The organism is Streptomyces xiaopingdaonensis (assembly GCF_000262345.1).
Lineage (GTDB): Bacteria > Actinomycetota > Actinomycetes > Streptomycetales > Streptomycetaceae > Streptomyces > Streptomyces xiaopingdaonensis.
Map to the genome: position 1 here is coordinate 1 of NZ_AJTQ01000233.1, position 6,633 is coordinate 6,633.

At 73.8% G+C, this 6,633-nt stretch carries 6 protein-coding genes; 3 read left to right on the forward strand and 3 right to left on the reverse strand.

Annotated features, from left to right (window positions below; translation table 11 throughout):
• From UWG_RS0118630 to UWG_RS0118640, 3 genes are all read left to right on the forward strand, one after another.
• Nucleotides 1-904 (forward strand): PP2C family protein-serine/threonine phosphatase (locus UWG_RS0118630; RefSeq protein ID WP_016908726.1); only part of this gene is annotated, 904 nt, incomplete at its 5' end.
• Nucleotides 905-1,057: 153 nt separating this feature from the next.
• The gene (locus UWG_RS0118635; RefSeq protein ID WP_016908727.1) at nucleotides 1,058-2,413 is read left to right on the forward strand and encodes a vWA domain-containing protein; all 1,356 of its coding nucleotides are present in this window, start codon (nucleotides 1,058-1,060) and stop codon (nucleotides 2,411-2,413) included.
• An 88-nt stretch (nucleotides 2,414-2,501) separates the two neighbouring features.
• A complete protein-coding gene (locus UWG_RS0118640) occupies nucleotides 2,502-3,578 on the forward strand; it encodes an FHA domain-containing protein (protein ID WP_016908728.1) in 1,077 nt (358 codons plus the stop codon).
• Nucleotides 3,579-3,605: 27 nt separating this feature from the next.
• Here the strand turns inward: UWG_RS0118640 and UWG_RS0118645 are convergent, their stop codons facing one another.
• From UWG_RS0118645 to UWG_RS0118655, 3 genes are all read right to left on the reverse strand, one after another.
• Nucleotides 3,606-3,803: a hypothetical protein gene (locus tag UWG_RS0118645; protein WP_016908729.1), complete on the reverse strand. Its 198-nt coding sequence runs from the start codon at nucleotides 3,801-3,803 to the stop codon at nucleotides 3,606-3,608.
• Between the two features lie 634 nt (nucleotides 3,804-4,437).
• A complete protein-coding gene (locus UWG_RS0118650) occupies nucleotides 4,438-5,520 on the reverse strand; it encodes an N-acetylglucosamine kinase (RefSeq protein WP_016908730.1) in 1,083 nt (360 codons plus the stop codon).
• A partial coding sequence (locus UWG_RS0118655) for a family 4 glycosyl hydrolase (protein ID WP_016908731.1) occupies nucleotides 5,511-6,633 on the reverse strand: 1,123 nt, incomplete at its 5' end. The genes UWG_RS0118650 and UWG_RS0118655, both read right to left, overlap by 10 nt.

Here is a 6,633-nt window from a genome sequence, read left to right on the forward strand (position 1 = left end):
GCGCCCGAGGTGCGTCGCCTGCGGCACGGGAGCCATCGACGCCGACGGCTACTGCGAGCACTGCGGCCACAAGCAGCCCCTCGAACGCGACCACATGGAGCAGGAGTTGCCGGCGCTCGCGGCGGCGAGCGACCGCGGCCTGCGCCACCACCGCAACGAGGACTTCTTCCACATCTCCGAGTCCTCGGCCCCCGACGGCGGCCGCGCCGCGATCGCCGTCGTCTGCGACGGCGTCTCCTCCGCCACGCGCCCCGACGAGGCGTCCGCCGCCGCCGCGCGCGCCGCGGGGTGCGCCCTGGAGGAGGCCGTCTCCGTCGGCACCCATCCGCAGCAGGCGATGCACGAGGCACTCGTCACGGCGGCCGAGGCGGTGAACGTCCTCGCCGACGACGGCCCGTTGGAGCCGTCGAAGAACGCGCCGGCGTGCACGATCGTCGCCGCGCTCACGCTCGACGGCATCCTCACCGTCGGCTGGGTCGGCGACAGCCGCGCGTACTGGGTCCCGGACGACCGCTCCGCCCCCGCAGCCCGGTTGACGGAGGACGACTCCTGGGCCGCGCAGATGGTCGCGGCCGGCCTCATGGCCGAGGCGGACGCGTACGCCGACCCGCGTGCGCACGCGATCACGGGCTGGCTCGGCGCCGATGCGTACGAACTCGAGCCGCACACCGCAGCGTTCCGCCCGGAGACCGCGGGCGCCGTCGTCGTCTGCACCGACGGCCTGTGGAACTACGCCGAGTCCGCAGAAGAGCTGACGGCCGCCGTCCCCGCGGACGCCGTCGACAGACCGCTCCACTCGGCGCAGCACCTCGTCGGCTACGCCCTGGACGGCGGCGGGCACGACAACGTAACGGTGGCCGTGGTCCCGTTCCCGCCGGAGGAGGTCGGGGCAGGATCAGCCTGACCGGCCAACCCGTCGGCAGCGGAGGCGCGTTCGACGCCCCGCGTCGACGAGGCCGGAGCCGAGAGCCACCGGGGGACGAGGCGCTCGCTGCGTTCCACTCCCTTGCCCACTCGTCGTCAACACGCCGCCGTAGAGCGAGCAGGAGCGGAAGAGATGGCCAACTTCGCGAAGTCCAACGCGCCGAGCTTCTCCGTCGACGTCTACCAGAACGAGTTCCTTCCCGAGGGGGCTCGCGAGGTCAACGCCATCGTGACGGTGACCTCGACCGGCGGCGGAACCACGGGCGGTATGCCGCTGCCCACGGCCGACCCCCAGGTTTCGGCGCGTTCCCGCGGAGCCGGCGCCGGCGTGGTGGTGATGGTCGACTGCTCCGGCTCGATGGACTACCCGCCGACGAAGATGCGGAACGCGCGCGACGCCACCGCGGCCGCGATCGACACTCTGCGGGACGGCGTCGCCTTCGCCGTCGTCGCGGGCAACCACGAGGCACAGGAGGTCTATCCGGGCGGCGGGACGCTCGCCGTCGCGGACGACGCCACGAGACAGGCGGCCAAGCGGGAGCTGCGCCACATCACGGCGGGCGGCGGCACCGCCATCGGGACCTGGCTCCGCCTCGCCGACCGCCTCCTCGCCTCGGCCGACGTCGGCATCAGGCACGGCATCCTCCTCACGGACGGACGCAACGAGCACGAGCGCCCGGAGGAGTTGGCCGCCGCCCTCGAGACGTGCGCCGGCAGGTTCACCTGCGACGCACGCGGCGTCGGTACAGACTGGGAGGTGAAGGAGGTCACGGGCATCGCCTCCGCGCTGCTCGGCTCGGCCGACATCGTCGCCGACCCGGGCGGACTCACCGCGGACTTCCGGCAGATGATGGAGAGCGCCATGGGCAAGGAGGTCGCCGACGTGGCGCTCCGCCTGTGGACGCCGCAGGGCGCCGAGATCGGATTCGTCAAGCAGGTCGCCCCGACCGTCGAGGAGCTCACCGACCGCCGCACAGAGGCGGGGCCGCGCGCGGGCGACTACCCCACGGGGTCCTGGGGCGACGAGTCCCGCGACTACCACATCTGCGTGGAGGTCCCGGCGGCCGGCATCGGGCAGGAGATGCTCGCGGCCCGGGTCTCCTTGATCCTCCCCTCGCCCGGCGGCGTAGCCCCGCAGACCCTTGCGCAGGGCCTCGTCCGCGCGGTGTGGACCGACGACATGGCGGCCACGACGTCGATCAACGCCCAGGTCGCCCACTACACGGGACAGGCCGAGCTGGCGCAGGCGATCCAACAGGGCCTGGATCTGCGAAAGTCGGGGGACGAACCGGGCGCAACGGCGCGATTGGGGCGTGCGGTGCAGCTGGCGAACGCCTCGGGGAACGCGGATACTGCGAAACTGCTTTCGAAGGTGGTCGACGTCGTGGACGCGGCGGCGGGTACTGTTCGACTCAAGGCAAAGGTTGCCGAAGCCGACGAGATGACGTTGGAGACCCGGTCCACCAAGACGGTCCGGGTGAAGAAGTAGCGTCGCCCCGGACCTGTGGTCGGGTAGTCCGGGTTCGGACAACAACAGCGAGCGACAGCGCAGGAGTACGGAGGGGGAGGCACCCACCATGCCGACATGCCCGAACGGCCACCAGTCGGCCGCCGACGACTGGTGCGAGGTCTGCGGACACCGCATGACCGGTGCGCCGGCCGCCCCTCCCGCGTCGAACGGCTTCGCGGGTCCGCCACCGCCGCCCACTCCGGGCGGCCAGGGCTACGCGGGCCAGGCGCCCGGCTCCGGGTACGGCTATCCGGGCCCCCGGTCCGCCGGGGGTGAACTCTGCCCGCAGTGCGGAACTCCGCGCGAGGCCCAGGCGCCGTTCTGCGAGGAGTGCAGGTACAACTTCCTCACCCACTCCCCGACGACCTACGCCCCGCCCAACCCGCCCCAGCAGAGCGGCTTTCCGCCCGCCGGCGCGCAGCAGCCGTACCCGGGCCAGGCGCAGCCCCTCGGGTACGAGAGCTCCCGCCCGTCCCAGATGAACCGCCCCGCCGAGCCCCTCGCTCCGGATCAGCAGAACTCGTACCCGCAGCCGGGGAACCCACCGCAGGGCCCGCCGGTGCCGCAGCCCGCACAGCCCAGCGGGGACTGGGTGCTGCCCCCGCCGAGCTCCCCCGCCCAGCAGCCCCAGCAGCAGCCGGGCGAGCACCCGTTGCAGGGCTACGGCCGGCCGGGCCAGGGCGTGGAGCAGCCGCAGGGGCCCGGCATGGTGCCGCAGCAGCCGGGGGCCCCGCAGCCGGCTGCGTGGATGGCGGTGATCGCCCCGGACCGCGAGTACTTCACGGCGATGATGGGACGCAGCGGTCCCGAGGCCGCGGCGCTCAACCTGCCCGCGTACTCGCCCGAGCAGCAACTCCCGCTCACGGGCCACCAGGTGACGATCGGCCGCCGCCGCCAGTCGACGGGCGAGGCCCCCGACATCGACCTCGGGCGCCCCCCGGAGGACCCGGGCGTCTCGCACCAGCACGCGGTTCTCGTCCAACAACCGGACGGTAGCTGGTCCGTCGTCGACCAGGACTCCACCAACGGCACGACGATCAACGGCTCGGAGGACCCCATTCAGCCGTTCGTCCCCGTCCCGCTCATGGAGGGCGACCGCGTCCACGTAGGCGCCTGGACGACGATCACCCTCCACCGCACCTGACCGCCGCCCGCCATCGGGCGACGCGAGCTACCGGACGGTGTCGGACGGCGCCCCTCTTCCGGGTCCCGGATCGTGCGTCGTCGCCGCCACGTAGAGGAGCAGCCCGAGGCAGAGGAGCACGCTCACCACGATCAGCGTGCGTCCCACGGGGTTGCGGTGGTTGTAGACCCATCGGTTGGTGCCCCACTTGCTGCGGATCAGCACGGGTTCGCGGTCGCGTTTCATGGGGAGAGGCTATCGGCCGGTGGATGCCTTTCGGCGCCGTCCGCCGTCAACTGCCTTGCCGTCGCGGCATCTTGCGTGGCACCAGGGTGCTCTGTCCGGTTCCGTGGTTCTGTGTCGTGCGTCCGGATGCGGAGGGTTACGCCTCTGCTCCTGTTGTGCGCGCCCCTGGTTGCGGCGGTGGAGGTTCATGGATGGGCGCCCCACTGCTGGCGATCGGCACCGGTTCGCGGTTGCGTTCCCTGGAGGTGACGGGTCCGGCTTCTTCCCTCGGCTGCCGCTGCAATGTTGCTCGGAAACGGGGGCGCCTGTCCGGCTTCGTGGTTGTGAGGTGTCTGCTCGCGGAGGGCGTCGTGTCCGGCTGCGATCCACGCGCACCCCATCGGGTCGCGGTGGTTGTGGGCCGATCGATCGGTGCCCTGTCGCCGCTGATCAGCACCGGTCCGCGGTCGCGTCCCCAGGGGTGAGGTGAGCGACCGACGGGATGCCTTCCGCCGTCGACTGCCTGTCGACGAGGGCAGCGTGCCGGGTCAGAATGCCCTGTCCGACGGCGCGGCGCGTCCGCCCGCGCTCGTGGCCGACGCGCAGAGAGCGGCCCGTTGCGCCGGGGGTTCCGTACGCGTCGAGCGATCCGCCGTCACCCCTCGGCCCCGTACTCGGCCCGCACCCGTGCGTAAGCGCACGGGTCGCCGTCCGTGGCGTCGAGGGCGAGCAGGGCGGCGCCCAACACCGGGGGAGCGGTGACCAGTCGGGGTGCGGCGTGCGGTGCGCGGTGTGCGAACTGTTCGCGGAGACGGTCGTGGAGGAGCGGATGGTCGGCCGTGACGACGCTGCCGCCGAGCATGACGGGCACGGGGGTGCCGAGGAGGCCGAGGTGGTCGAGGGCGGTGGCGGCGAGGGTGACGATCTCGTCCGCCTGGCGGTGGACGAGGGAGCGTGCGACGGCGTCGCCCTCGGCGGCGGTGCGGAAGAGGACGGGCGTCAACTCGTGCTTGCGCGCCGGCGCGAGGGCGCCGAGGTGGAACGCCTCGATCAGCGCGTACATCGACGGGAGCGCGAAGTGCGCAGGGAGGGCGTCCGCGAGCCGGGTGGCCTCGCCCCGGCCGTCGGCCGCGCGTGCCGCGTGCCAGAGAGCGGCGTCGGCGAGGCCCCCGCCCCCGCCCCAGTCGCCGGAGAGCGCGCCGACCGCGGGGAAGCGGTGGGTGCGGCCCTCGGCCGTCCGGCCGGCGCAGTTGATGCCGGCGCCGCAGACGACGGCGACGCCCGCGGCGTGCGGCGCGGTGTCGGAGAGGCCGGCGCGGAGGAGCGCGAAGGTGTCGTTGGCCACCTCGGCCGTCCGCGCCCAGCCGGCGGCCCGGACCGCCTGCGTCAACTCCCGTTCCTCTGCCGGCAGATCGGCGTTGGCGAGGCAGGCGGCGACGTGCGTGGGCGGCGTCGAGGCGTCGAGCGCACGGGCGACGGCGCGGCGTACCGCGGAGTCGAGGGTGCGCATCGCCGCCTCGACGCCCACTGCCGGGGGCCGGAATCCGCCGCCGCGCGCGGTGCCGAGCACCCGGCCGTCGTCGCCGACGACTGCGACGTCGGTCTTGGTGTTCCCCGCATCGATCGCCAGCACCGCCCGCTCCGACCGTCGCGGCGGCGCGGGCGGGCCGCCCGCGCGGGCTTCGTGCGGGCCTTCGGGCTCCCGCGGCGGCGCGGCGCCGTCCGTCGTCACGCCCACGGCAGGTGCTCCTTGTTCTCCGCGAGGAGCAGGTCCGTGAGCCGGTCGGCCCGGTCGAACTGCCCCACGAGCGGGTGCGCGAGGAGCGCCCGGAAGACGCGGTCCCGGCCGCCGTGCAGGGCCGCCTCCAGGGCGAGTTGCTCGTACGCGGTCGCATGAGCGAGGAGCCCGGTGTGGACGGGGCCGAGCGCCGGCGCGGGCAGCGGCAGGGCGCCCTCGGGCGTCACCTCGGCCGGCACCTCGACGACGGCGTCGTCGGGGAGGAACGGGAGCGTGCCCGCGTTGCGCACGTTGACGACCTGCACCCGCTCGCCGCCACCGGAACCGAGGAGCCGGGCGGCGAGGGCGACGGCCGCCTCCGAGTAGAAGGCGCCCCCGCGCTCGCCGAGGAGCGCGGGTTTCTCCGTCAGCGTCGGGTCGCGGTACATCTCCAGCAGCGTGCGCTCCATCTCCGCGACCCGCTCGGCGCGCGAGGGCGCCTTCCGCGACTCCTCGACGACGAGGTCGTGCGCGTAGTAGTAGCGCAGGTAGTAGGAGGGGACGACGCCGAGCCGGCGGAGCACCTCGGGCGGAAGGTGGAGCTCGTGGGCGATCCGCTCGCCGTGCTCCTCGATGAGCTGCGGCAGCACCTCGCGCCCGCCGACCGAGACGCCGAACTCCCAGGTGAGGTGGTTGAGTCCGTAGTGCTGGAGACGTACCTCGGCGGGTTCGGCGCCGAGCAGTCCGGCGAACTTCCGCTGGAGATGGATCGCGACGTTGCAGAGCCCGACGGCCCGGTGGCCGTGCTGGAGCAGGGCGCGGGTGACGATGCCGACCGGGTTGGTGAAGTCGATGATCCAGGCGTGCGGGTTGCTGCGCCGCACGCGGTCGGCGATGTCGAGGACGACGGGCACGGTGCGGAGCGCCTTGGCGAGGCCGCCTGCCCCCGTCGTCTCCTGGCCGATGCAGCCGCACTCCAGCGGCCACGCCTCGTCCCGCATCCGCGCCGCCTGCCCGCCGACGCGGAGCTGGAGCAGGACGGCGTCCGCACCGTCCACGCCGGCGTCGAGGTCGTCGGTGGTGGTGACGCGGCCGGGGTGGCCCTGCGCGGCGAGGATGCGGCGGGCCAGCCCT